The organism is Chryseobacterium metallicongregator (genome assembly GCF_031324065.1).
Taxonomy (GTDB): domain Bacteria; phylum Bacteroidota; class Bacteroidia; order Flavobacteriales; family Weeksellaceae; genus Chryseobacterium; species Chryseobacterium metallicongregator.
The window spans coordinates 326,942-350,896 of the sequence record NZ_JAVIXS010000020.1; the positions used below are offsets into that span (position 1 = coordinate 326,942).

Genomic DNA, 23,955 nt, shown 5'->3' on the forward strand with positions numbered 1-23,955 from the left:
ACCCGCTCTTATTGAATACCAATTATTCATTTAATTTATTTTTCTCCAGCCATTTCGGGTATTCTTTGACTAAAAGCTTTTCTGCAAAATCACCAAACCAACTGTAACCGTTTCTTCTTTCTTCTGAGACTTCATTGTAGTTATATTTTACACTTCCATCACGGTCTCCAAACAAAGGTTTATTGGTATGAATATCATAAAATCTTGCCCAGATCACGGAATTTTTATCTTCAGCCAATACTCTTACAGCTTTTCCATTCTGTTTGGTAACATTGTAGCTGTACCCTTCTATTTTATTCTCTTTGAACCATTGTATGGCGGCTTTGATTGATTTTTCAATCTCAGGAGTTACCGGTTGCATCATTAAAAACCTTACAATTCCGACAGATTCTCCGGTGGCTAATGAAATGGGCTCAAAAGCTCTTGCTTTATCCGGCTGCAGTGTAATCTCATGATACTGATCTGCCCAAATGGAAGAAACTCCTTTCTGCAGGACCTGAGTTTTTAAAATACACCCAATTCCTTTTTGTACGGCAATTTTTGATTTTTCTTTTAATAACGAGGAAACCACATCAAAATTATTCTTTCCTTCCGCTGCGTTAAAAAGAACTGTCAAAGCGTTGATCATCGCATTATCATTATAGGTCACCTGCTTTCTGTAGAGCCCTGAATTAGGGTAATACTGAGGAAAACCTCCGTTTTCATACTGCATAAGAATGAGGTAACTGATTCCTTTTTCCGCTGCTTTTAAATAATCCGGATTTTTGGTTGTTGAATATGCTCTAATCAACGCATTGATCTCTCTTGAAGTAGCATTGTTATCAATCGTAGCATGATCATCACCTGTTGATTTTATTTTTTTTAAAAGAGCTTTATCAATCGGCTGATTATAGTTGACCACCGATTTATCCTGAAGCTGTTTTCCCCAACCGCCATTCGGAAGCTGATACACCAGCATTTTCTCCGCTAATGTATCTTTCACCTGGGCTGAACAGTTAACCGTCAGTATTCCTAATGCCAATGTATATATCTTTAAATTCATTTTCTAATATTTAAAATTAAGCTGAGCATTTCACCCTAAAACACTTCCAACCTACAACTCTCCCACTCTCTCACCTAATAACTTTCACCACCAATGGTTTCGCAATAATTTCCGACTGTTTCTGAAGCAAATTCTCCCAATCTTTCTGTGTCTGAACCTGTCCGCTTTTCTGCCACGCAAATCCGGCATAATAGGTTAAAACTTTTGAAGGCTTGGTGACAACATACAAATTGCTTTCATCTGGAATTTCAGAGGTGAAGGCAAGTGATTTTTCAACAATTCTGGGATCTATTACAATTCCTTCTCCTACAAATGCATCATCTATTTTTTCCCAGTGAAGATAATAGCCTTGTTGATTATTCAGCTGAGTTGTTCCTTCGTTTTTATGCAAAGTAATTCCTACAGTAAAATTCGGAACAGGTTTTTCCGTTTCAAAAGTGGATTCAAATTTTGAGAAATTAGAATCCAGATCTAAAGAAATTCTTTTTGTTTCTTTCACTCCATATTCACTCCATGGCTGGTAAGTAAGTTCAAAAACAGTTCTTAAAGGACCTTCTGCAATTGTTTTGGATGATATAAAGTTTTGGGAGGTCTGAAGTTTTTCATTTTCCCATATCCCGATTCCGCCCGTTCCACGGCTGTTTCCTACATGATAAGGATCGTAACCCTCACCTCTTGTATCTTTATGATAATACATAGGATCTGTAAGATAACCTTTGTACCATTTGTTGATAACAGGCAGATCTGTTCTTTTCAGCCAGATGTCTACACCGCTTGAAAGGGTGCTGCTTTTTATTCCTTGTAAAGCTTCCTGCTGACCCTTCGGACCGTATACCCTGAAGGCAACCTTATCATTTTCCCAGGCATAATCATCTACTCTTTCAGGAACCAGCCTCGAATAAGTAGAAACCCTGCTTTCCGGAATCTGTCTCTTTCCGTCTGTTACAATAGTAAAAGTATTTGTTTTCCCTGCATCAATATTCACCTGAAAAAGTAATTCTTCACCCTTTCCGTCACCATTATAATCAATCCACTGAATGGGAATCCAGTTTCCTTTTACATCTTTTATTCTAAGGTCTTTTTCAGTATGCTTACTTAAAAATGATTTCAATAAAGTATTGGGAATAGTTACCACTTCATTTCTGGCAAAACCCGAAGGGTTTGTAACCTGAACAATACTTTGAGCAGATAAAAATCCGAAAACAATGCAACCGATTGCGCAATTTAAGCCCCGAAAGGCAGTTTTTGATATCAACATAAATTTAATCAATTAGTTAATTGACCAAAAATATAAATAATTTACTAATATTTCACTGAAATTCATTTAAACTTTTAAGATTAAATTTATAATAACGATCGTGCTCCATACAGTAAATTTCAATCTGCTGATTTCAAGTAAAAGCTAAAAATATTCGCTACTTTTTATTCATCATTCAATTTTTATCAAATTAAATTGTACATTTGTCTTTCTATTATGCAAAAATTTCTCAGAGTCTTTTTTGTTTTTTCTTTACTTCTGATATTTGTTTCGAATGTCAGCGGGGTAACGACATGTCTTGATCATGCCAGGCACGCCAAAAGTAAAGTAATCTATAAAAAAGGTTCAAAAGAAGAGAAAATTCCTACCTTTTCCCAGGACGACGAATGTCAGTGTGCTCTTCATATGCATATGACTAATATTCTTCTTCCCGAACCCTTGAATTTGGATTTTGCTATCGACACTACTAATGATAACGAGATGCCGCAGCCGAAAGCCATTTCATATCGTTGTCTTCTTGATTTTTTCAGCTCCAGAGCTCCCCCATCCACATTTTCTACGGTAGCTTAATCTATGCTGCCCTAATATTTCGTTTACAGATTTTTGAGTCTGTACTGTAATTCCGTGGATACCTGTGTCTTCACATTAGTAAGGATATCCGTTTATTAATGGGCATTTTCGATGTCCGTACATCCCTATTCATGACTACCAGTAATTTTAATTATTCGGGAATAATTCATTGTATTTCCCCAAATTCTGTGAAACTTTTCAGTCTAAGTTTCATCACCGCATCGTCATTTCTGTATGCTCAGTCCCGTTCTGAAGATTCTTTATCTACAGTGGTTCAAACCGTTGAGGTCATCGGAAGAAAGTCTAAAGATTATATGTCCGACTACTCTTTTGCAGCCACCAAGATAGCTATGAAAAATAAAGATCTGCCTTTAACGCTTAATACCATTACCAAAGAGCTCATCACCGACCGTCAGGCTTTCCAGCTCGGAGATGTAATGAAAAATGTGAACGGAGTCTCTCCTTCCAGCTATTATAACCAATATAACATTCGGGGAATCAGCCAGAATGAGGAAGGTCAGATCATTAATGGAATGCGGACAAGACAATATTATTTCCTACAGCCTATGACAGCCAATATAGAACGTGTAGAAGTTTTCAAAGGTCCGGCAAGCATTACCATGTCCAGCGTAGATCCTGGAGGAACAATTAATATGGTCACGAAAAAACCATTATCAAATCCACGTCACGAAATCAGCTTATCGGGAGGCAGTTTTGAAACTTATCGTGTCACTACGGATCTTACAGGTCCTTTAAATAAGAGTAAAACTTTATTATATCGTTTTAACGGAGCGTATCAGAATGCTCATTCATTCAGGGATCATGTTAAAAACAGCGGTATTCTGATTTCACCTTCTATCACTTTTGTTCCAAATGAAAAAACATCCGTGAATGTAGAAATGATTTTCAATGATCTTTATGGAAACTTGGACAGAGGACAGCCGATTTTCGGAGCAGTTGCAGGAAAAACAGATTTGTACAGCACTCCAAGAAGTCTGAATTTAGGAGCTCCGGATGATTTTTTTAAAACCAGAGAACTCATAATAATGGGAACAGTTGCCCATCATTTTAACCAATCCATCAGTTTCAATGCTTCCTATATGAAGCAATATTGGAGAGAAAACCTGCAGGAGCACAGAACAACCAACTCTTTTGTGCCTGATATGGAGAACAAACCGGTTTCCAGCCTTGCCATGATGCAGTTTGTACAGAGAAAGCAAAACTGGGCTACAGATAACATTAATGCTTATTTTAATTTTAAATTCAAAACAGGATCTGTGCAACATCAGGCTTTGATAGGCTATGACAGTCAGATCTGGGAAAAAAGCAAAAGCGGACAACAGAATGCGGCAAGAGGATTTCTTTTGAAGAACGGTTCTGTAGCTTCTTCTTACAATCCAGCAAAAGCTTCGGAGTACCAAATCGTTAATTATAATGGAACAATCATTCCAATGCCTAATGTCACACCATTTGATCTGAATCCGGGAGCTGTAAATTATCAGGGTGTGGATTTTAATACACTTAATGTGATTACGCCTTTACCTTCTGCTCTTACCACAACACATGCAGCTTATATCCAGCATCTTTTGACCTGGAAAAAGTTTAAAATCTTATCGGGAATCCGTCAGGAGTGGTTTCAGGATATTACCAATTTCAAAGAAGCCAATGAAACCTCTTTTACCAATAACAAACTGCTGTACAGATTCGGTATTACTTATAGTGTAACGGATCATATCAATGTGTATGGGACTTATTTAACAGGCTATCAGCCTCAATCCAATACCGTAACGTTGATGCCTAATACCTCCAGTCTTACAGGATCTGCAGCCAGATTTAAACCTTTAACTTCTGATCTCAAAGAATTGGGAATCAAAGCACAACTTTTTGGAAGAATTTCCCTGAATCTTGCGGTGTATGAAATCAACCAGAGAAATATTCTAATCAATGCCAATAATCCTTCGGAACCTGACGAACTTGTACAGCGTGGTGCTGACCGAAGCCGTGGATTTGAAGCTGAGTTTTCGGGACATATTCTTCCTCAGTGGCATATTTACGGAGGCTACAGCTATATTGATGCTAAAATACTGGATGACACCAATCGTGATCTTGTAGGAAAAAGGAAAGAAAACACTTCTAAAAATTCGGTGAATATCTGGACCCGTTACAATTTTTCAACTATTGAATTCCTAAAAGACTTTGGAATTGGGGCCGGAATGCTTTATCAGAGTTCTAAAGTTCCGTGGTTCACAAGGAGTTTTGAACTTCCCGCCTATACTACAATAGATGCCGCTTTATATTATACACCGGCAAAAACTGTTCAGCTCTCTTTTAATCTGAATAATATTACCAACAAAGTCTACTGGATCGGGGCTCAGAACTACTTGAGGCTGTTCCCGGGAACTCCAAGAAATTATTTACTAACTGCTACTTATAAATTTTAAACTATGGCTATTTCAAACTTACAATTGATGGTAAGAAAAACCTGGCAGGATTTGTTTAAAGGAAAACAAAATCTGCTCACCACTGTTGCCGTACTCCTGTTCTGTATGCTGAGTATTGGCATAGGATATACAAAATACACGGATTCTTTTTCGAAAATAAAAGAATACCGGAAAGAAGTCCGGGAAAGCTGGGAGCACAGGCCTGATAAGCATCCACATCGTATGGCCCATTATGGTTATCTGGTTTTCAGAATCGGGCATCCCTTAAATATTTTTGACAACGGACTGGATGATTATTTAGGAAATGTCATATTTCTGGAGGCTCATAAACAAAATACTGCCAACCTTTCGGAAGCAGGAAGTTCCGGAACTTTAGTCCGATTTGGGGCGTTTAGCAGTGCCTTTATTCTGCAGAGTATTGTTCCATTGATTATTCTTTTTCTGGGATTTGGATTAATTGTTCAGGAACGGGAAAATGCCACTTTAAAGATCATTAGTGTGCAGGGAACTTCCGGAAGGGATATTATCTGGGGTAAAATCCTGGGACTCTGGCTGTTTTCTTTATGTTTCCTGATTCCGGTCATTCCTATTGTTTTCATGGCTGCCTTCATGTCGGAGACTACCAATACAGCGGATATTGTATTACGATTATCATTTCTGTTACCTGCTTATATGATCTACTACTTTTTTATCTGTACATTGACTGTTGTGGTTTCTGCGAATAGTAAAAGTACCTCATCTGCGTTGATCAGCCTTATTGGTTTCTGGCTTCTTTTCATCATTGTTTTGCCTAAAGGAATTCAGTTTGCAGCACAGAATTTATATCCTGCACCTTCCCGGATTGCTTTCGAAACCACTCTGGAAAAGGATATTTTAAAATCGGGAGACAGCCATAATCCGGATGATCCGCATTTCAAAAAGATTAAAGATTCTTTACTGGCAAAGTATCAAGTGAAAACAACCAATGAACTTCCTTTTAACTACGGTGGATTCGTCATGAAGGAAGGAGAAAAGATAAGTTCACAGATTTACATCAGACATCAAAAGGAATTGCAGACCATTTACAACAAACAGCAAGATCTGACAGATTTTTCAGGGTTGATTAATCCTGCCATTGCAATCAAAAATTTTTCCATGATTGCTACAGGCACAGATTTCTTCTCTTATAACCAGTTTCAGAAGCAGGCAGAAGAATATCGTTATCAGATGGCTCAGCATCTAAATGATTTGCAGATTGAGAAGATCAGTAATATTAAACCGGAAAATGGAGGGCCGCCTGCTGTCATCGACAAACACAACTGGGAAAAGTTTCCGGATTTTCAGTACCGGTATACTCCCGTTCTGGAAAGTCTGAAAAAACAACCCATACCTGCAGCTGCATTAGTTCTCTGGATGGCTGTCTGCATTATTGCGATTGAAATAAGTGGAAGAAAATTAAAATTAATCTAAATGAATCGTTATTTATATACCCAATTTTACCGTAACAAAGCCTATATTATCTCACTGCTGTTTTTATTGATAGCCGGACTGATGGCTATTTATACAGGGAAAAAATTTTTAGACAGAAACGAAGATATTATCTCCAAAAGTGGAGCATTTCAAAAAGAAAGTATAGAAAGGAATACAAAATTTCATAAGGATGATCTGGGACTGGTTCTTTACTATATTAAATTCAATCTGGTGAATGAAACACCTAAATTGGCTGCTTTAAATATCGGAATGCGTGATTTAAATCCTTCTATTCAAGGAGTAACCATCCGAAATCTGGAAGAACAACGCTACAATGCTGACTTTTATAATCCCGCCAATGCAGCGGTTGGAAATTTTGACTTTAGTTTTGTCATTGTTTTCCTTTTTCCACTGGTGATTGTGGCATTCTGTTATAATTTGATTTCTGAAGAAGAAGAAAGAGGAACCTGGAAACTGCTTTCCGTTCAAAGTGGTAATTTGCAAAAGCTTCTGGATCAAAAGATGTTCATCCGTCTTTTGGCTATGACGGCTGTTTATCTTGCATTAATTATCATCGCTTCGGTTTGGATTAAAATACCCTTAGACTCTTCCTATATTGTTTTTGTGATCAGCGGTTGGTTGTATATTCTGTTCTGGTTTGCCCTTTGCAGATGGATTGTTTCTTTCCGGAAATCATCAGCTCAGAATGCATTAATCCTTCTGATCGTATGGGTGGCAATCAATTTTATTATTCCGATGAGCAGTAATATTCTGATACAAAAGATCTACCCTGTTCATGAATCCCTTAAAGCAGTAATGGAACAAAGAGAAGGTTATCACAACAAATGGGATGAAGCCAAACGTCCTACCATGGAAAAGTTTTACAAAACCTATCCACAATACAGCAATTTCACTGTGGAAGAAAATGATGCGTTCACCTGGACATGGTATTATGCCATGCAGCATATGGGAGATCTTGAATCGGCAAAATCTTCAGAACAGTATACGGAAAAAATGCAGAAACGGAATCAGGCAGCAAACTATTTAGGCTATCTCCTTCCGAATCTTCATACTCAGCTTGTAGAAAGCCATCTGGCAAAATCTGATATGCAGAATCATTTGCAGTATGCTTCATCCCTCAAGAAATTCCATGAGAAAAAACGATTGTTCTTCTATCCTCTTATTTTTTCCGGAAAGAATGCTGAATCTATCAACTGGGCACAACAAACGATAGAGGTCTTCAAATTCTCTTCCTCTATTAAATGGATACAGATCCTTCTTCCCTACCTTATCTTCATTGCTTTATTCATCATCCTTTCACAATACAAATACAGAAAACTATGTTAAAAACGATCAACTTACATAAAAAATACAACGATTTTACTGCCCTTCATTCTCTCAATCTGGAAGTAAAGAAAGGAGAAATTTTTGCGCTACTCGGGCAAAACGGAGCAGGAAAAAGTACAACCATCAATATTCTTCTGGGACTCATTAAAGCGACCTCCGGAGATGCTTTCATTAATGATATTTCGGTAAAAGAAGAACCTCAAAAGATTAAGAAACACCTTGCGTACATTCCTGAAACAGTGCTTTTATATCCTAACCTTACCGGAATAGAGAACCTTGATTTTTTCTCCAAAATCGCAGGTTTTGATTATCAGAAAGATGAACTGGCTGCATTACTCAAACGTACAGGATTGCAGGAAATCGCACATCATAAAGCTTTGGGAGGCTACTCCAAAGGAATGCGCCAGAAAGTAGGAATTGCCATTGCTTTGGCCAAAGATGCAAAAGTACTTCTTTTAGATGAGCCTACCAGCGGACTGGATCCCATTGCTACAGCAGAATTTACAGAAATTGTACGTCAGCTGGGTAAAGAAGGAAGAACTGTTTTAATGGCTACTCACGATATCTTCAACGCAGTGAGTGTAGCCACCAATATTGGCATTATGAAACAGGGAGAACTGGTACAGAATTTACCTTCCAAAGCATTTACAGCACAGGAATTACAGGAGCTGTATCTGCAAACAATCTGATGACTCCGTTACTTCAGTAAGTAACTTTTCATATTAAATATCAATTGGTTGATGCCCGGTGACGTTTTCGTTACCGGGCATTTTTTATACTATATTATTTATGTTAACGCTTTCTTGTATTCTGATAAAGCTCTTTCACGGGCAAAAGTATGCTCTACGATTGGAGAAGGATATGCTGGTGTATTCCATTCCGGAAGCCATTTTTTGATGTACAGTAAATCTTTATCAAATTTTTCTGTCTGGGCCGTTGGATTAAAAACCCTGAAATAAGGAGCTGCATCACAACCTGAGCCTGCCGCCCACTGCCAGTTTCCATTGTTTGCGGAAAGATCGTAGTCGTTCAGTTTTAAGGCAAAGTAAGCTTCTCCCCAACGCCAGTCGATCAGCAGATGCTTACATAAAAAACTCGCCACGATCATTCTCACACGGTTATGCATAAAACCAGTCTGATTCAATTCTCTCATTCCGGCATCTACGATTGGATACCCTGTAGTTCCTTCGCACCAGTGTTTAAACTCATCTTCATTATTCCGCCAATGGATATTGTCATACTGTTTTTTGAATGAGTGATGAACCACCTGAGGGAAATGATATAAAATCTGCATAAAAAATTCTCGCCAGATCAGCTCCGAAAGCCATACCGCATTATGTTTCAGCGCAAAATCAACACACTTCCGGATGCTGATAGTTCCGAACCGTAGAGCAATGCCGAGTTGTGTAGTATGTTGTAATGCCGGATAATCACGAAACTTATCATAATTATCTATAATAGAAGCTTCCAAAATGGGTTTTTTAAAATCAAAATCCGTTTTTTTGAAACCAATCTCCTTTAAAGTCAGAATCTCAGAATATTTCTGTGGAAAAAGGTTTTTAAAATTTAATTTAAGAGATTGATAATATTCAGGTGTTAACGCTTCCCGCCATTTCTTGGCAAAAGGAGTATACACCGTATAGGGTGAACCATCTTTTTTAATGATCTGGTCTTTATCAAAAATCACCTGATCTTTATAGGCTCTAAAAGGAATATTCTTTTCCTTAAAAAAATAATAGACTTCCTTATCTCTCTCAATCGCCTGAGGTTCATAATCCCGATTACAGAAAACCCCTTCAATAGTATATTCTTCAGATAGTTTTTGGAATATTTCTATAGGTTTCCCATAATAGGTATTGACTTTTGAGTGGTATTCTTTTAATGAAATATTAATACCCGTCAAAGCCTGATGAATATAATCTACTCTGCGGTCCTCTTTATCTTCAAGCTTTTCCAGAATATCGGTATCAAATATAAAAATGGGTATTACCGGAGCATCAGACTGGAGCGCATGATGAAACCCCATATTATCCTCCAACCTCAAATCACGTCTGAACCAGAAAAGGGTGATTGTATTTTTCATAGAAGTTCTTTTCAATTTCATTGATCATTCCTGCTTGGGAATGACTTCATAACTAAGGATAAAGATACAGATTTTAACTTATAAATAATTTCGGTGATTTACAATATTTGGCTTTACCATTACAGTTTCTATGATGATATGAATTAAAATTTTCCGACATTTGCCCGAATTTAATTGAATAGAAACTTACATCAATGGAAGAATTTGAAGTACCCGTAATGTATAAAGGTCAAGAACTGCTTTTCAATGGAAAGCTTGCCACATTCTCTTATGGATATAAGCTTTATGTAGATGTGGATGGAACTGAAGTTGTTATTGAGCGTGATGATCACGGAGATTTAAGGGCTCTTCTGCCGGATGCTGCTGCAGAAAAAAATATAGATAAAGGACTTATTGAAGCCATCATTGAGGTTTTTAAAGAACTTCAGGTTTTATAATACGTTCTGCATAAAAAGTCGTCTCAAAAGTCGAACAATTTGGTTTCTGTCATTCTGACGAAGGAAGAATCTCATTAATAACCAAACATATGAGATTCTTAATTACATTTCATTTCATTCAGAATGATACCTTGGAGATAATCTTTTTCATTTAATTCGTTTATTCAAAAACTACATAATTGACCTTATCTACGCCGGTATTTCCGGTTTTTTCATGATAGGCATACAGAACAAACTCATAATTTCCCGGAGAATTGATTATGTGATTCCCTTCAAAAAGATTGGTTGAAACTAAAGACATATCAATATTCTTTACCCATTTTCCGTCTTTCTTCAGAATTCCTTTCACTTCTATTTCATCGGAATTCCATACTCCTCCTTTATCAATGACACATCCGCACATCATCACAATATTTGCCTGAAATAGGAAAGGCTTATCTTTAATACTTTTCAGGGCAATATACTGATGGGTTCTTGGTTTCAGAATATCAATAATATACCCAGGAATCTCAAGGATTATTCCTTCCCCAAGAATATGTTTCCCGGGAATTAGCCATAGTTCTGTACTTACCACTGCCTGAGCCTGCTTGCTATTCAAAGGAGAAATCACTTCTATATTCACAAATGTAGGTTCATCAATATCTATGGCAGCCATAAAACCTCCTGTCTGTTCGTCTGCAATGGTGTTTCCTCTGATTTTGGGTATTTTCATAATCAGATCGGTATTTCCTGTGCTTCCAGCGGTATTTCCTTCTGCCAGAATTCTTTGATTAAGCTTGTTTCTGATGATAATATGAGCTCCACCCAATGAAGTTCCGATAAACTTCGCATCTCTTGCTTTGGCTCTGATCATGATTTTCGTTTCCGTTGCCGAAATCAGATTCGTGGAAAAAAGAAATGCTGTAATGAGAATTAATGCTTTCATGATTGAATTGATTTTAAATATTCCTGTTTAAACCTGTGGTGAAAAGATTCATTTTTTAATTCCTGATCAATATGATCCAGATAAGCGAAAATCGAAAGATCTTTTGATAATACCTTCAGAATTGCTTTTTCACAACTGTCCCAGATCTGCTCAAGCTGAGGAAGCATTTCAATAGCTTTGGGAGATAATGAAATGATCTGTTTCCGTTTATCCACACGGTCTTTTTTGATGATAACATAACCGCTTTCGTTCATTTTTTTAACGATAACCACAACGGATGGATGCGAATATCCCAAAGGCTCAGCAATATCCGTAATTGAAATTTCACCCTTTTTTTGCAACAGCATAAAAACCAGATACCAATTGGGTTCCACATCAATTCCAAATTCTTTATAAAATTTCCGGACATCGTGAGACATTCGGTCACTGATCCTTTTCAACCTGCTATCCAAAGCTTTATAGCCTAGTTCTTTAATAAAGTCAAAATCCATCTGAAATATATTTACAGCAAATATATAAAAATATAAAGTCAACTATATAGTTAACTTTATATTTTTATGAGTTTAATTAAACCTTAGTAAAAAACTTTACTTCAAAATTGATCTATTTGAAACTTTTCCTGTATTCTCCGGGAGTTACTCCTCTATATTTTTTGAAAAGTTTGGAAAGGTGGCTTTCATCACTGAACTGGAGTTCATAAGCAATCTCACTTAACCTGACACTGCTGTATTTTAAATAGGTTTCGACCAGTTTCAATCTATAGTCCAGCAGATAATCCTGATAAGAAATTCCAGTCTGTTGTTTAAAATATTCTCCGAAATAATTCCCGGAAATTCCAAAATGATCGGCAATGGTCTGAATTCCTGTCTTATCCCGATCCTTTATATGTTGTTGAATATAAGCTATGATCTTCATGATGGAAAAAGCTTTCCGGTTTTCCTGCAGATCTGAAGTTTCACTCTGAATGATATTCCGGGCAATCAGGTTCAGAAGGATCGACATGCAATTTCTGATAATCAGATAATCTTCCGCCTTATTTTTGAATTCATTCGCAATTTGCAGAATAAGGGTTTCTGCAAAATGTTCATCATTGTTATTTCTGAAAACGCACCCTGCTCTTGCATGATAATTATGGCTGATATATTGTAACTTATACAAATTCTCACAACTTTCAATACGGTCTGCTTCCAGACGGATTTTATCAATAAATTCCACCGGACACTGAATGTTGATGAGCCGAGCAGCATCACTTTCAAAACGATACACTTCCTGCTGTGGAATAATGAAAAGCTTACCCTGAGAAAAATTAATGTTTCGCCCATCATAAGTAAGCGTTCCTTTTCCTTTGACAATATAAATGAATGAAAGAAAAGTGTTTGTTTTAAATACAATCTCTTCTTTCAGCTCTAATTCTCTTACATTAATCTCTTCAAGAGGTAATCCTTTCATGATACACTGTATTTTCCTCCAAAAGTACAATTTTAACAGAACACAAAGCGGGTAATTTTGCATAAAAAAATATGAATGTACATCCGAAACGGTGGCACGCACTCAATTTTTTGATTGCGGGTGCTTTTCTTTCACCACTGGATTATTTTATTGTCAATATGGCTCTGCCTTCCATCAAAAAAGCATTGAATGCCAGTGATCATCAGCTTCAGATGGTTATAGCCATTTATGGACTCACTTATGCGGCACTTGTTGTTTGTGGCGGACGTCTGGGTGATATTTACGGTCGCAAAAAAGTTTTCATATCAGGACTATACACTTTCCTGTTTTCATCTCTTGCCTGCGCTTTTTCTCCGGATGTTAAATGGTTGATTATTTTCAGACTTTTTCAGGGTATTGGCGCATCATTGCTTGCTCCACAGGTATTAGCTTCGATAAAAGACCTTTTCAACAGTCAGGAACAACCTAAAGCTGTCAGTCTCTTTAGTTCGGTATTTGGCCTTGCTTCGGTGATCGGACAGTTATTTGGGGGAATTCTTTTAAGCATGCATTGGGGAAATTTTTCCTGGGAAATGGTATTTCTTGTGAATGTACCGATTACGATGATCTGCATTCTCGGGATCCATTTTACAATGGATAACGGTACTAAGAAAGAGCAAACAGAGATAGATTTTGTGGGAGCTTTGTTATTAATCCTTGCATTACTCATGCTCATCTGCCCTCTTATTTTTGGTCAGAAATTCGGATGGGCATGGTGGATTTTCGGAATTCTTATTGCCGGAATTGTATTATTAATTTCATTTTTAAAATATGAAACTGTACAGCTTCAAGATAATCGTCCGATCCTCATAGATCCGGCTTTGTTGCTGCAGAAACCTTTTGCATTAAGTCTTCTGATTATTTTCTTTTATAATTTCACGGCAGGTTTGTTTATTTGCTATCCTTATTACCTTCAGGAGTTTCTTCATCAAAATACAATGCAGACAGGATTTGCCATCATTCCTTATGGTCTTGCTTTTTTTCTGGCACCCTTAATTACTTCCAGATTACAACTGACAGCATCCAAAATGATCTACTTAGGATTAGGTCTATTGACAACAGGCTTTCTGATGAGTGCGGTTACTTTTTATTTTCAGCAGAAACCCTCTTTTCTCACATTTCTGACCCTGTTTATTGCAGGATTTGGACATGGTACCATTATGCCGGTCATGATGCGGACGGCTATTTCTTTGGTTTCTAAAGATAAAGCTGGACAAGCCTCAGGGTTGGTAAGCATAGGAATTCAAATTGGGAGTGTAACCGGAGGAGCTATTATTGGTACACTGTTTTTTAATCTGATCCCAATTCTGGGATTCACAGAAGCATTTGCAGCCGCCATAGGAATGATAGGTCTTTTTCAGCTGGCTGGGCTTTGGGCAGGAAACAGATTAAGGAAAATTATTGACTGAAAGATAAGTTTAAATCAAAAAATATAATACATTTAACAATGAGCAATACAGAAAAGATCATTTGGGAAATAGAAGAATTTCACCGAAATATCGAAAAATGGTTTCAGGGGAAAACCAAAAATCAGGAAAGCCTTTATCAAGAGTTATTAGCCGGATTTTCACAAGACTTTAAAATGATTAATGGAAACGGAGATACTGTTGCCTTTTCTATGCTTGGAGACTGGCTTCCCACCGTATTTGGGAAATTTCCGGAGCGAAGTATTCAGGTGGAAAATATTGAAGTCAGCCATTCTGACGATCACGGACTTGCGACCTATATTGAAACACAAGTCACAGGAGAAATCATAACTAAAAGAAAATCATCAGCGGTCTTTCTGCTCGATAAGGAAAAAGCACTGTGGCTTCATCTTATTGAAAACTGGATATAAACAGTATATAACAGCCCTGACCCTCTTAGAAAGGCCGGGGCTTTATATTTTTTGAAAGAACTGTTTACCTATTCAGACCAAGGAGAATGTAAAATACAGTCGCAGAAGTTTTTTCTTTCAAAATTCGGGATCATGAAGGCGCAGACATCTGCTTTTATATTTCCGAAAGTAGTTTCTGTTTTATGTTCAAAACCACCGAAAAATGTAGGAATAATCTTCTTTTTGAAATCATTTCTCGGAAATGCTCTGATAATCTCTTCCCGATGTTCTGCACTCAGGTTTTCATATCCTTCTCCCATCACATCCAATCCCACTCCTGAATACATTAAAGCAACCTCATTTTCTTTATGTTCTGCAATTCCAATGGTAGTGTGAAGTGCAATGGCATCCCAAACGAGCTGAAGTTTATCCTGAGCAATACCATGGCCTTTCAAAAAGTCTCTGGCTGCATTGGCTCCGTCTACCTCAAATCTCAGATCAGTGCTGCTGTAATGAGAAACAAGTCCCAGATCATGAAACACAGATGCTATATACAATAATTCCGAGTCATGAGCTTTATTTTCACGCTTAGCATTTAATGATGAAAAAAGGAAAACACGCAGAGAGTGATTGTAAATAAACTCCGTTCCGTGTTCCAAGAGAAGTTCTGTGGCTTCGGTTGCAATTTTACTGTCCGGGATGATGATTCCCGCAACTTCTTTTATACGATGTACTGACATATCTTTATATATTTTTATCCAAAGATATCCTGATTGGAGAGGTCTGAGAATAGCAATAAATACCGATGAGATGTCAAAATTTCTGTCGAAACTATACTCCAATATGCATGAACTTACTGCGATAGTTGGCAGGAGATATTTCCGTACTTTTTTTAAAGAAATGGCTGAACTGTTCCGATGTACCGAAATGAAGCTGATAAGCAATCTCTTTAACAGAATGGGAACTGAACTGAAGAAGTCTTTTGGCTTCCGCGATAATCTGCCCGTTGATGATTTCTTTGGCACTTTTATCAGAACAACGCTTACACAATTCACTCAACCTTCTTGGTGTAATATTCAACCTCTCTGAATAGTCATTCACAGCATGAAGGCTGTGATACTGACTACTCAATAATTCCATAAACTTGCGGTAAATGATATAATCCTGGCTGTCAAAAGTTTCTTCTCTTATCATTTTTACATTCGCCAGCTTGATCATTATAATTTTTAGGTAGGCAGCCAGAACATCCATCTGGTTGGTATAAGATTCCGTTTTATACTCCGTTAGTAAGCTTTTAAATAAGCTTAAAAATTCATCTGTTTCGGTTTGATCCGGGATCAGTTTTTGATTCGCAGCAGCATTATTAAACAAAACTGCCTTGCAATTGCTGGCACTGGAAGGAACTCTTTCCCAGAAACAGTCTCCGAAGGAAATATGATAACCACAGACTTCAGAATCATTTTCAAATCTGCAGATCTGACCTTTGGAGAGTAAAAAAATTTCATGATCTGCAATATCAAAAGAATGCTCATCAATCACCAGTACTCCTTTACCCTTTTCAATGATTACAATATGATGATAATTAAGTCTCACAAAATCCACTAAATACGGTAGATCATCTTCCAATCGTTTTACAGAAAAAGAATGGTCAATAACAGATTCTGATACAATTCCTGAGACTGGTTTCATAAAAGGAAATTTTTAATAAAGATAAAAAGTATTTTAAAATGTAAGATTAGACAAAGACCATGAACCAGAACATGCCAAAAAACGCTTAAAAGATGTCAAAAATCCCTTAAAAAGAAATTGATTATGATTTCCTGAAGACTTTCATCTGACCCGCCATAATCGCCAGCAAAATTCCAAAGCAGGCAAAAAGACCGTATGAATACCTAAGATCAAAACTTTCTGCAATATATCCGATAAGAGGTGGCCCCATCAGAAATCCTAAAAATGATATGCTGGAAACAAATGATAAAGCAATACTCGGAGCCACCGTACTCACCTTTCCTACTGTACTGTAAACGGAAGGCACACTCAGGGAACTTCCAAGGCCAATGATCATAAAAGCAATAATGCAGATCCATAGCTCCGGAAAGAAAACACTTAGAAAAAGTCCGCTGCTCATCAATATGCCGCAACATTGCAGAACGATCTTTTTTCCATATTTTTCAATGATTTTATTCCCGATAAAACGACCTAAAGTCATCATTAAGATAAAACTTGTATATCCTAGAATAACAAGGTTTTCAGGTGCTTTAACTATAGTCTGAAAATAAACCCCGCTCCAGTCGAACATAGCTCCTTCAATCGCCATACTCAGAAAGCCTATCATTCCCAAACCAACTAGTGTAGGATTCACTGCTTTAAAAATTGACCTGGTTTGAGGTTCCGCTTTATGGATAATATTGGTCAGATTTTTTGTACTGTAAAACCAAAGTATACCGACCAGAATGAAAATAATAACAAAATGATAAAAAGTTCCCACATGGAGATTAATCATCAACAAACCTATGACTGCCCCTGTAAGACCGGCAAAACACCAGGCACCGTGATATGAAGAAAGAAGTGTTCTTTTCGTGATAGATTCTATTTCTATAGCCTGAGTATTAATGGCAATATTGCACATGTTTCCGGAAACTCCAAAAAAGAAAAGTACAGCACCTAATGTCCAGTATGAAGGTGATAAACCAATTAATAACAAGAAAAAAGGATACAGCATAAAGCATCTTTTAATAATTCCGCTGCTTCCGTAGATACTGATGAGTTTTCCAGCCAAAACCATTGTTGAAAGCTGTCCTATCGGCATAAGAAGCAAAAGTGTTCCCAATTGTGCTTCATTAATGGAAAGCGCTGTTTTAATGATAGGAATACGGCTCGCCCAGGAAGAAAAAACAAGCCCATGGGCAAAGAAAAGTAAAAAACAGGCTGTTGGCATTTTGCCATTAAAAGATTCTCTCTCGTTCATTATAACAGGGTGATAAAAATTCCTTTTGCAAATTTAGACACCCAACTCCATTAAAATCTAGTTCATTTTTGTCATTTTTATGTTCCATTTTAACCAATAACAGAAATTCAGACCTTATCATGGTAGAAAATCACTTTATTATTTGAAAACAGATATTCATTTTTTTTTAATTTCGATCTATAAAAATGAACCATGAAAGAAAAATGGATTGCCTATCCGACTATTTTGAAAGGAGAAACAATTGAATTAATTCCTCTTGAAAAACAGCATTTTGAAGAATTATATACTGCTGCTTCAGATAAAGAACTCTGGGAACTAATTCCTACAGACTGCTCAGACGAAACAGTGTTTTATAGAACCTATGAATTTGCCTTATCAGAAAGAGAAGCTGGAAATCAGTACCCATTTGTTATACGCCATAAAGAAACCGGAAAGCTGATTGGTTCCACACGCTTTTTTGAAATTTACCCTGCAGACCGGAAACTGGAAATCGGATGGACCTGGGTCACCAAAGAATTCTGGGGAACAACCATCAACCTTGAATGCAAACTCCTGCTCCTCACCTTTTGCTTTGACGTACTGAAAACCAACAGAGTACAATTAAAAACAAAAGATAATAACCTCAGATCAAGAAAAGCCATCGAAAAAATTGGTGGTGTATTTGAAGGTATTTTACGTAAAGACAAAGTTCTCAGCGATGGTAGTACAAGAAATGCAGCTTATTACAGTATTTTGGATGATGAATGGACCACTGCAAAATGTAAAATTGAAGCTTTAATCAAAGAAAAGCAACGTGTTGGCTAAAAAGCATACAATAAAAAACACCTGATATTTGAACCAAGTGCTTTTAATTTATTTAGTTAAAAGACTGTCTGTAGCTCAACGGTGTTTTATCGGTTTTCTTTTTAAACAGTTTGTTGAAGGACTGCGGATGTTCAAATCCAAGAGCATACGCTACTTCAGATACAGAAAAACCTGTGGTAGTAAGATATTCTTTCGCCTTCTCAATCAGTTTTTCATGAATATGCTGCTGAGCATTCAATCCTGTAAGATTACGAAGCATATCACTCAGATAATGAGGTGACAAATTGAGTGTAGAGGCCAGAAATTCTACTGTAGGAAGTCCTTTATTTAATGTTTCCTGCTGATTGAAATAGTTTTCCAGCACAACATCCATTTTGGTCAATAAATCATTATTAACCGCCTTTCTGGTGATAAACTGTCTTTTATAAAAACGGTTGCTGTAATTGAGAAGAACATCCATATAAGAAACAATAACGTCCTGACTTACTTCATCAATAGCGGTATTCAGTTCATTTCCAATATTGTCAAGTAACCCTGTAATGATTGTCTTTTCCTGATCAGACAAGTGCAGTGCTTCATTCGTATCATAAGAAAAGAAACCAAAGTTTTTGATATTCTTTGCCAAAGGATAACTTCTGATAAAATCCGGATGTACCATCAAGGTGTATCCACAATATTCCGCATTCTCATCAGTAGAAAGAACCTGTCCGGGAGCCGTGAACATCATTCCTCCCTCATTAAAATCATAATATCCCTGTCCATAGCCCATTTTTCCGTTGGTAGAATATTTATAAGAGATTTTATAAAAATTCAGGATAAAACTTCGCTTCAGCATATCCTTTTTGATACTCATCTTTGTATTATCAACAAGGCTTACCAAGGGATGAAGGGGTTTTGGGAGCTGCAGCATGCTGTGCAGTTCTGATATGGATGAAATTTTCAAAGGAGCATTATCTTTCTTTTCCATGATATAAAATTATAAATTATTTGGTGGAAAAGGCAGTATAAAGAAGATTTACTTTATGCTACCTTAAAAAAAATCCGGATTAAAGAAACTGTTTTCCTAACTGGTCTCTGAATATTTCATCACCCAATTCAAGACGCTGAGCATACAAAGCTTTAGCATCTTCTCCGGCTACATATCTCAGATTTCTTTTGCCATCAGTAGCTGCTTCATACACTACTTCTGCAATTTGTTCAGGAGTAGAAGCCACTTCCATCATTCCTCCCATTTTGGAAAACAAGGAATCTATCATTTCTTCATAGGCAGGACTTGAAGCGGAATCTAAAGAACGACTTACAAAGTCAGTCTTAATTCCTCCGGGAGAAACGGTTTTAATATCAATTCCAAACTGATTCAGCTCAAAAGCCATACTTTCGCTCCAGCCTTCCAACGCCCATTTTGTAGCATGGTAAATAGAATTTAAAGGGAAAGCTATCAAGCCACCAATGGAAGTAGTAGAAATAAACATTCCGTTGTTTTTCTCTCTGAAATATGGGATGAAGGCCTGCGTTACGCGAATAACTCCTAATAAATTGGTGTTTAACTGTCTTGCAATCTGGTCGTCCGATAATGCTTCCAGAGGCCCCATAAGACCATACCCTGCATTATTAAAAACCAGATCTACATCAGTGAGTTCCAAGGTTTGTTTCACTGTAGACTGTATTTGGTCGAAGTTGGTTACATCAAGAGGAAGTACAGTTACGTTTTCCAAAGTGGCAAGATCAGCCGCTGCTTCAGGATTTCTCATCGTTGCGATTACTTTCCATCCTTTGTTTTGAAATAATTGGGCAGTTGCTTTTCCTAATCCTGTAGAAGCACCTGTTATAAAAATTGTTTTCATTTTTCTTGGTTTAAAATTACAGGACAAAGTTCAGCATTAGAAGAAACGCAGGAGTTGCCAAAATGGGGTAAGCTGTAGCCAAAACGGATTCTTCAATACATTTGTTTTTTGTAAGTTTGTCCCCATCTATTTTTATGGCAGAATATATTCTTGACAACATCAATATCAGTACACTTTCCGTGTATGACCTGCTGAAACATACCTCAGACAGCGCATTTATCGGGATCAGGGATTTTCGTGAAATCTATCCGGTGGCTATTGAAAACAATACAGGAATATTTACAAAACAATCTTCTTCATTACAGGATTTTCCAGTGATTACTATCAGTAAAATAGGCAACTCCTTACTTTGTTCCTGTACCTGTGACCACGAGAAAAACCAGCTTTGTGCTCATCAGGCAGAGATTATTCACTGCATTATTGAAGATAAAAATTATCGATTGTTTTTTGATGAAACGCTACGCAAGAAAATATTTCTCCCTAAAGCTAGAGGATATGGTCTGGAAAACGAACCGGATCTGGATCAGTATTTTGAACTGGAATACAAAGATGGCCAAATTGGGATATTGCCCAAGATCAAGGAAATGCTTCCTGTAGATGATGTAATGCTGGCAAGAGATCTACTTCCTCAGCATCTTTCTAAACTGGATGAACTGGCAGTATTGGAATCGGGTAAAAAGCAAATATTGGTTATCGGTAAACACCGTTATTACAATCATATGACCTTCTCTCTGATGGAGGCAGAGGTGACGCAGACAGGAAAAATCAAAAATCCGGTCACTCCAATAGATGCCATGCAGCTGATATGGAAAGCAGAGAAACCGGCAGACATTAAATTTTACACTGCTATCACTTCTTTTCAGAATAATTATAATGAAGATTACAATCCGTCAGAACTGGAAGCTTTAAAGCTCATTGTACAGAATCCTCTGGAGCTGGAAGTCTATTATCATGACCGGGAAATCGCAGAAACCGTTTCCGCAAAGTCACTTTCTCATATTGAATTAAATACTTTAGATGCAGAGATTCAACTATCTGTTTTTAAGAAAGATCCGTTTTTTGAAATCAGCGGAGAATTACTGTTTAACGATATTGCTCTCCCATTTAAAAATATTGTTCTAAGAAATGAATATTTTGTCTATAACCGTAACGTTTTCAGCTTCGTAGATGATCCGGACATGCTTAAAATCATCAGGTTCTTTAAGGCTAATAATGAAATTTTACTGGTTCATTCTTCGAAATATGAAGCGTTTATGCACAACACCCTTTCCTCTATAGAAGAGCGTATTCATATTAATTACAGCTACATACAGCCTGCAACAGAAGTACAGCTTGAAGATAAAAATTATCAGACTGAAAAAGTCATTTATCTCCGTCAGCAGGAAAATTATATCGGAATTACTCCCGTTATGAAATATGGTGATGTAGAAGTTCCGGTGTATTCCAGAAAGCAGATTTTTGATACCGACCAGAATGGAAATCCTTTTAAAATAGAAAGAAATGAATCAGCCGAAGCCCGCTTTACTTCATTGGTGATGCAACAGCATCCTGATTTTGAAGAACAGATCGATGGCTATCAGTATTTTTATCTTCACAGAGACAAGTTCCTGGATAACAACTGGTTTATTGAAGCGTTTGAGACCTGGAGAAATGAAGGAATCATCATACTTGGTTTTAACGAATTAAAAAACAACAAATTAAACCCTCATCGGGCTAAAATCAATATTCAAATCACCAGCGGACTGGATTGGTTTAATGCCAAATTAAAAGTGAGATTTGGGCCTAAAGAAGCTTCTTTAAAACAACTTCACCGTGCCATTCGGAACAAGAGTAAATTTGTCCAGCTGGATGATAGCAGCATGGGAATTCTCCCTGAAGAATGGATGGAAAAAATATCCGCTTATTTTCGGGCAGGAGAAATTGATGAAGAACTCTTAAAGATTCCGAAAATCAATTTTACGGAAGTTACCTCATTGTTTGAAAAAGAAGTCCTGAGTAAAGAGGTTCAGGAAGAACTTACTTCATATTCCACGAAATTTTCAAAAGTAAAAGACATTCCGGAAGTAGCTATTCCTGCTGAGCTGAATGCTGAACTGAGGGATTATCAGCATGATGGACTGAACTGGCTCAATTTTCTTGACGAGTTCAACTTCGGTGGATGTTTAGCGGACGATATGGGATTAGGAAAAACGATCCAGATCATTGCTTTTATTCTTTCACAGCGGGAAAAACGAGGCCATACCACCAATCTGATTGTGGTTCCTACTTCCCTTCTTTTCAACTGGCAGGAAGAGATGAGCAAATTTGCGCCTTCTATAAAAGTTCTGCTTCATTATGGTACTGAACGGCCAAAAACAACGGCTCATATGCCTGATTATGAAGTAGTCCTTACCACCTATGGAATGCTTCTTTCAGACATTAAATTTTTGAAAAATTTTAATTTCAGTTATGTATTTCTTGATGAATCACAGGTGATTAAAAATCCTAATTCAGAAAGATACAAAGCAGCACGTCTGCTTCAGTCGAGAAACAGGATTGTACTGACCGGAACTCCTGTCGAAAACAGTACATTTGACCTTTACAGCCAGCTTTCTTTTGCCTGTCCAGGATTGTTGGGAAGCAAACAGCATTTTAAAGATATTTATGCCATTCCTATTGATAAATTTGAGTACAGTAAACGTGCAGCGGAACTTCAGCAAAAGATAAAGCCATTTATCCTCAGAAGAACAAAGAAACAGGTTGCTAAAGAACTTCCGGATAAAACAGAAACAGTCATCTACTGTGAAATGAATACGGAACAGCGCAAGATCTATGATGCTTATGAAAAAGAACTTCGTGAGTTTATTGCAGCCAATGATGACGATGATCTGAACAAGAACAGTATGCATGTTCTTACAGGCCTTACGAGGCTCAGACAGATCTGTAATTCCCCTGTTCTGATGAAAGAGGGATACTCCGGTGAAAATGCTGTTAAAATCGAAATTTTGATGGAGCAAATCCTTGGGAAGTCAAAAGATCATAAAATCCTTGTTTTCTCACAGTTTGTAGGCATGCTTGATTTGATCAAAATTGAGTTGGAACGTCATAACATTCAGTTTGAATATTTAACGGGTCAAACGAAAGACAGAGGTGAAAAAGTAGCTCATTTTCAAAACAATGAAGATATCCGTGTATTTTTGATTAGCTTAAAGGCTGGAGGAGTTGGTCTCAATCTTACCCAGGCAGATTATATTTATCTTGTAGATCCATGGTGGAATCCTGCAGCAGAAAACCAGGCTATTGACCGTAGTTACCGTATAGGACAGACCAAAAATGTAATTGCTGTACGGATGATCTGCTCCAATACTGTGGAAGAAAAAATTCTTACGCTTCAGAAAAAGAAAAAACAATTGGCCCAGAATCTGTTGACCACCGATGGAAAGAAACTTCAGGGACTTTCTAAGCAGGATTTGATGGATTTACTGGGATCTGGTTCATAATATT

21 protein-coding genes are annotated in these 23,955 nt (G+C 37.2%); 10 read left to right on the top strand and 11 right to left on the bottom strand.

Features of this window, described 5'->3' with window-relative positions; translation table 11 throughout:
- Nucleotides 1–22 precede the first annotated feature (22 nt).
- Both pelA and REB14_RS19415 read right to left on the bottom strand, forming a co-directional pair.
- A complete protein-coding gene (gene pelA / locus REB14_RS19410; protein ID WP_309523018.1) occupies nt 23–1,042 on the bottom strand; it encodes a pectate lyase in 1,020 nt (339 codons plus the stop codon).
- Nucleotides 1,043–1,112: 70 nt separating this feature from the next.
- Nucleotides 1,113–2,300 carry a DUF4861 domain-containing protein gene (locus REB14_RS19415; protein WP_309523019.1) on the bottom strand — a complete coding sequence of 396 codons (1,188 nt, stop codon included), beginning with the start codon at nt 2,298–2,300 and terminating at the stop codon, nt 1,113–1,115.
- A gap of 216 nt (nt 2,301–2,516) precedes the next feature.
- Between REB14_RS19415 and REB14_RS19420 the strand changes: the two genes are divergently transcribed.
- The 5 genes from REB14_RS19420 (at nt 2,517) to REB14_RS19440 (ending at nt 8,796) form a co-directional block, all read left to right on the top strand.
- A complete protein-coding gene (locus REB14_RS19420) occupies nt 2,517–2,870 on the top strand; it encodes a hypothetical protein (protein ID WP_079241482.1) in 354 nt (117 codons plus the stop codon).
- A gap of 188 nt (nt 2,871–3,058) precedes the next feature.
- On the top strand, nt 3,059–5,311 hold the full coding sequence (locus REB14_RS19425) for a TonB-dependent siderophore receptor (RefSeq protein ID WP_309523020.1): 2,253 nt from the start codon (nt 3,059–3,061) through the stop codon (nt 5,309–5,311).
- Between the two features lie 3 nt (nt 5,312–5,314).
- Nucleotides 5,315–6,760, top strand: coding sequence for an ABC transporter permease (locus tag REB14_RS19430; protein ID WP_309523021.1), 1,446 nt, complete (start codon nt 5,315–5,317; stop codon nt 6,758–6,760).
- Nucleotides 6,761–8,107: a DUF3526 domain-containing protein gene (locus REB14_RS19435; protein WP_309523022.1), complete on the top strand. Its 1,347-nt coding sequence runs from the start codon at nt 6,761–6,763 to the stop codon at nt 8,105–8,107.
- Nucleotides 8,101–8,796, top strand: a complete 696-nt coding sequence (locus tag REB14_RS19440) for an ABC transporter ATP-binding protein (protein WP_034696659.1) — start codon at nt 8,101–8,103, stop codon at nt 8,794–8,796. The genes REB14_RS19435 and REB14_RS19440 overlap by 7 nt, the downstream gene beginning before the upstream one ends.
- 98 nt (nt 8,797–8,894) lie before the next feature.
- Here REB14_RS19440 and REB14_RS19445 read toward each other — a convergent pair whose 3' ends face one another.
- Nucleotides 8,895–10,190, bottom strand: coding sequence for a cryptochrome/photolyase family protein (locus tag REB14_RS19445; RefSeq protein ID WP_309523023.1), 1,296 nt, complete (start codon nt 10,188–10,190; stop codon nt 8,895–8,897).
- Nucleotides 10,191–10,384: 194 nt separating this feature from the next.
- Between REB14_RS19445 and REB14_RS19450 the strand changes: the two genes are divergently transcribed.
- Nucleotides 10,385–10,627: a hypothetical protein gene (locus tag REB14_RS19450; RefSeq protein WP_114821848.1), complete on the top strand. Its 243-nt coding sequence runs from the start codon at nt 10,385–10,387 to the stop codon at nt 10,625–10,627.
- Between the two features lie 160 nt (nt 10,628–10,787).
- Here the strand turns inward: REB14_RS19450 and REB14_RS19455 are convergent, their stop codons facing one another.
- The 3 genes from REB14_RS19455 to REB14_RS19465 form a co-directional block, all read right to left on the bottom strand.
- Nucleotides 10,788–11,552, bottom strand: a complete 765-nt coding sequence (locus tag REB14_RS19455) for a hypothetical protein (RefSeq protein ID WP_309523024.1) — start codon at nt 11,550–11,552, stop codon at nt 10,788–10,790.
- Entirely contained in the window at nt 11,549–12,043 is a 495-nt protein-coding gene (locus REB14_RS19460) for a MarR family winged helix-turn-helix transcriptional regulator (RefSeq protein WP_309523025.1), read from the bottom strand. The genes REB14_RS19455 and REB14_RS19460 overlap by 4 nt, the downstream gene beginning before the upstream one ends.
- Before the next feature lie 112 nt (nt 12,044–12,155).
- Nucleotides 12,156–13,001, bottom strand: a complete 846-nt coding sequence (locus REB14_RS19465) for an AraC family transcriptional regulator (protein WP_309523026.1) — start codon at nt 12,999–13,001, stop codon at nt 12,156–12,158.
- Nucleotides 13,002–13,072: 71 nt separating this feature from the next.
- Here REB14_RS19465 and REB14_RS19470 point away from each other — a divergent pair, with 71 nt between their 5' ends.
- Together REB14_RS19470 and REB14_RS19475 are read left to right on the top strand one after the other, a co-directional pair.
- Nucleotides 13,073–14,449, top strand: a complete 1,377-nt coding sequence (locus REB14_RS19470) for an MFS transporter (protein ID WP_079241473.1) — start codon at nt 13,073–13,075, stop codon at nt 14,447–14,449.
- Between the two features lie 38 nt (nt 14,450–14,487).
- Nucleotides 14,488–14,877 (top strand): hypothetical protein, encoded by a 390-nt coding sequence (locus tag REB14_RS19475; protein ID WP_309523027.1) that lies wholly within the window; start codon nt 14,488–14,490, stop codon nt 14,875–14,877.
- Between the two features lie 68 nt (nt 14,878–14,945).
- Here the strand turns inward: REB14_RS19475 and REB14_RS19480 are convergent, their stop codons facing one another.
- The 3 genes from REB14_RS19480 to REB14_RS19490 form a co-directional block, all read right to left on the bottom strand.
- Entirely contained in the window at nt 14,946–15,596 is a 651-nt protein-coding gene (locus tag REB14_RS19480) for an HD domain-containing protein (protein ID WP_309523028.1), read from the bottom strand.
- Nucleotides 15,597–15,687: 91 nt separating this feature from the next.
- Nucleotides 15,688–16,545: a helix-turn-helix domain-containing protein gene (locus REB14_RS19485; RefSeq protein ID WP_079241470.1), complete on the bottom strand. Its 858-nt coding sequence runs from the start codon at nt 16,543–16,545 to the stop codon at nt 15,688–15,690.
- A gap of 121 nt (nt 16,546–16,666) precedes the next feature.
- Complete coding sequence (locus tag REB14_RS19490) at nt 16,667–17,824, bottom strand: MFS transporter (RefSeq protein ID WP_309523029.1); 1,158 nt, start codon at nt 17,822–17,824, stop codon at nt 16,667–16,669.
- 192 nt (nt 17,825–18,016) lie between these two features.
- Here REB14_RS19490 and REB14_RS19495 point away from each other — a divergent pair, with 192 nt between their 5' ends.
- Nucleotides 18,017–18,628, top strand: coding sequence for a GNAT family N-acetyltransferase (locus REB14_RS19495; RefSeq protein WP_079241468.1), 612 nt, complete (start codon nt 18,017–18,019; stop codon nt 18,626–18,628).
- Between the two features lie 52 nt (nt 18,629–18,680).
- On the opposite strand, the gene REB14_RS19500 is transcribed toward REB14_RS19495, so the two are convergent.
- Nucleotides 18,681–19,595: a helix-turn-helix domain-containing protein gene (locus REB14_RS19500; RefSeq protein WP_079241467.1), complete on the bottom strand. Its 915-nt coding sequence runs from the start codon at nt 19,593–19,595 to the stop codon at nt 18,681–18,683.
- Nucleotides 19,596–19,674: 79 nt separating this feature from the next.
- Complete coding sequence (locus REB14_RS19505; RefSeq protein WP_079241466.1) at nt 19,675–20,472, bottom strand: SDR family oxidoreductase; 798 nt, start codon at nt 20,470–20,472, stop codon at nt 19,675–19,677.
- Nucleotides 20,473–20,606: 134 nt separating this feature from the next.
- On the opposite strand from REB14_RS19505, the gene REB14_RS19510 reads away from it, so the two are divergent.
- Nucleotides 20,607–23,951 (top strand): DEAD/DEAH box helicase, encoded by a 3,345-nt coding sequence (locus REB14_RS19510; RefSeq protein ID WP_309523030.1) that lies wholly within the window; start codon nt 20,607–20,609, stop codon nt 23,949–23,951.
- The last annotated feature ends 4 nt before the right edge of the window (nt 23,952–23,955 follow it).